Source organism: Nitrospira sp. BLG_2 (genome assembly GCF_049222245.1).
In genome coordinates, this window is the sequence record NZ_JBLYIG010000327.1 from 1 (window position 1) to 2,609 (window position 2,609).

Annotated in this window: 2 protein-coding genes; both read left to right on the plus strand. The window is 54.5% G+C overall.

The window, feature by feature from the left end:
• The first annotated feature begins 288 nt into the window (after positions 1-288).
• A complete protein-coding gene (locus tag ACOSYY_RS09095) occupies positions 289-1,839 on the plus strand; it encodes a Ppx/GppA phosphatase family protein (RefSeq protein WP_421661951.1) in 1,551 nt (516 codons plus the stop codon).
• Positions 1,836-2,585 (plus strand): dTMP kinase, encoded by a 750-nt coding sequence (gene tmk, locus ACOSYY_RS09100; RefSeq protein ID WP_421661952.1) that lies wholly within the window; start codon positions 1,836-1,838, stop codon positions 2,583-2,585. The genes ACOSYY_RS09095 and tmk overlap by 4 nt, the downstream gene beginning before the upstream one ends.
• Positions 2,586-2,609 lie beyond the last annotated feature (24 nt).

A 2,609-nucleotide genomic window follows, 5' to 3' on the forward strand; every position in this document is an offset into this window, starting at 1 on the left:
GGGGAGCGGCGGGCAAGGAATGTGCGGTCTTACCTTCATGAACTGGGGCTCCTCATCGATGTCAAAACAGCCAGTTACGGGAAAGATCGCCCCCTATGCGTTGAGCATTCCAGCGATTGCAGGGAGAAAAACCGGAGCGTCCATTTCGTCGTTCAATAATATCCGAATCCTACCCTGCCTTCCTCCTTCGCTATCGAATACATAGAACGCACAGTTTACACGTTGATAGTTGACAGGCTACTGTTCTTTCATTAAGGTTCTTCGGTTCTCCAATCGTAGGAAACTTCTGTGTCTAAACTCGCCGTCATCGACATCGGGACGAACTCCATTCATATGGTGCTGGCTGAAATTCTCCCCGATGCCAGCTTCAAGATACTCGACCGTTTTAAGGACATCACGCGTCTGGGAAACGGCGTGTTCGCAACCAGGCGGCTCTCAGACGAGGCCATGTCCCGTGCGCTGGAAATCCTCAAGACGTTGGTCACCCTCGCCCGCAACAAAGGGTTCGAACGTATCGTCGCCGTCGCGACGAGTGCCGTACGCGAAGCCCAAAACGGGGGTGATTTCGTGACCTTGATCATGGAGCAGACGGGACTGAGAGTTCGGGTGATCAGCGGAACCGAGGAGGCTCGGCTCATTTTCCTGGGCGTCAAGCATAGCATCGCCCTCCCGGATGGACCAACGCTCGTCGTCGACATCGGAGGCGGCTCCGTGGAGTTGATCGTGGGAAATCGAGAAGGGTTGATCCACGGCAAAAGTCTCAAGCTGGGAGCCATTCGTTTAGCCGAGCAATTCCTTCCCAAAACTCCGCCGTCTGAGTCGATGATGCATGCCCTGGGCGATGCCGTGCTCACCCATCTGCGCGATGCGCTCGGATCATTCAAGATGAAGAAGTTCCATTCACTGGTCGCCACCTCCGGTATGGCGGGGAACATCGGTGAGGTCGTCCATCTTCGTCAAACCGGAAAACCGTTGCCGCAGCATAATCTTGCGACTGTCTTATTGAAGGATCTCCGTAGCCTGGAAGCTGAATTGGCTCGGTCATCGGTGAAGGCTCGTTTGGCAATTCCCGGTCTAGACCCCAAGCGTGTCGATACCCTCTTGCCGACCGCCGTGGTCCTCCGACGTCTTTTGGAGCTATCCGGTCTCAATGAGATAACACTCTGCGACAAAGCGCTCCGAGAGGGTGTGATCTATGATTTTATTGTACGGCATCGAGAAGGGTTGAAGGCCGAAAATGATATCCCCGACGTTCGACGCCGCAACGTGATCGGCCTTGCCCGACGCTGCCAGGCACCGGAGGTTCATTCACTGCACGTTGCCAATTTGGCGCTGAATCTGTTCGATCAAACCAAGAGAGAGCATCGCCTGGGACAGCAGGAGCGCACCTGGCTGGAGTACGCGGCCATTCTGCACGATGTAGGATATCTCATCAATCCGAGACAACATCACAAACACGCGTATTACCTCATCAAACATAGCGCCCTGGATGGATTGACGGCTGAAGAGATCAATGTGGTCGCCAACATCGCGCGCTACCACCGGAGGGCTTTGCCGTCGCTGAAGCACGAGGCATTCGACTGTCTGACACCGCGCTTGCAACGCGTGGTCAAAATCCTCGCTTCATTACTGCGGCTAGCCGACGGGCTCGATCGGACCCATTTCTCGCTTGTTCGTTCCGTACACGTCAAGTTCGGGAAACAGATTACGATCGAAGTTCATTTGGCAGGAGACGCCGAGATGGAGTTGTGGGCCGCGAAGAGCAGGGTCGACTTGTTCGAACAGGTCTTTCGCCGACGTGTTCTGCTCTCCGGAGTGTTGGAAAACGAGCCATCATGACCGAACCCCATCTATCCAGGATAGTCCCCCACCCTTACCCAGGAAAGCTGATCATCGTCGAAGGCATCGATGGATCGGGCAAAAGCACTCAACTGCAACTGTTACACAAATGGCTGGAGTCCAAAGGCCACAAAGTATTCTTTACCGAATGGAATTCATCGGAACTCGTGAAAGAGACCACCAAACGCGGGAAAAAATCGAAGAGCCTCACTCCGACAACGTTCAGCTTGCTGCATGCCACCGATTTTGCCAGTCGGCTCTATCATCAGATCCTCCCGCCCCTGAATGCGGGCATGCTTGTCCTAGCCGATCGATATATGTATACGGCCTTTGCACGCGATGTGGTACGCGGTGTGGCGAACGAGTGGGTCCGGAAGCTCTACGCGTTTGCGATCAAGCCCGACATGGCGTTCTATTTCAAAGTCCCTATCGAAGTCGCCATTTCCCGGCTGTCGCGTGGGACTCGCGGCCACTTCAAATACTATGAAGCCGGCATGGATATGGATCTGAGCCAGGACATCACCGAAAGCTTCCGGCTCTTTCAATCACGGATCCTCGCGGAATATGACAAGATCGTCGATGAATGCGGTCTATTGACGATGGATGCAACCCAAGGCATCGAGACTCAGCAGGAACACATGCGGGCGCTGGTGGAAGAAGCGCTCCGCGACTATAAACCGAGACGAGGCACCTATGGCCGACGGACGCTTTTTTGGCGACGGTTTGAAGTACCTAGATCCGAGTGACCTAAAAGGTAAGTTGATCGCCAT

Excerpts from the sequence above, each read along its gene's own strand:
- tmk (WP_421661952.1), top strand. The coding sequence starts at position 1,836 with ATGACCGAACCCCATCTATCCAGGATAGTCCCCCACCCTTACCCAGGA.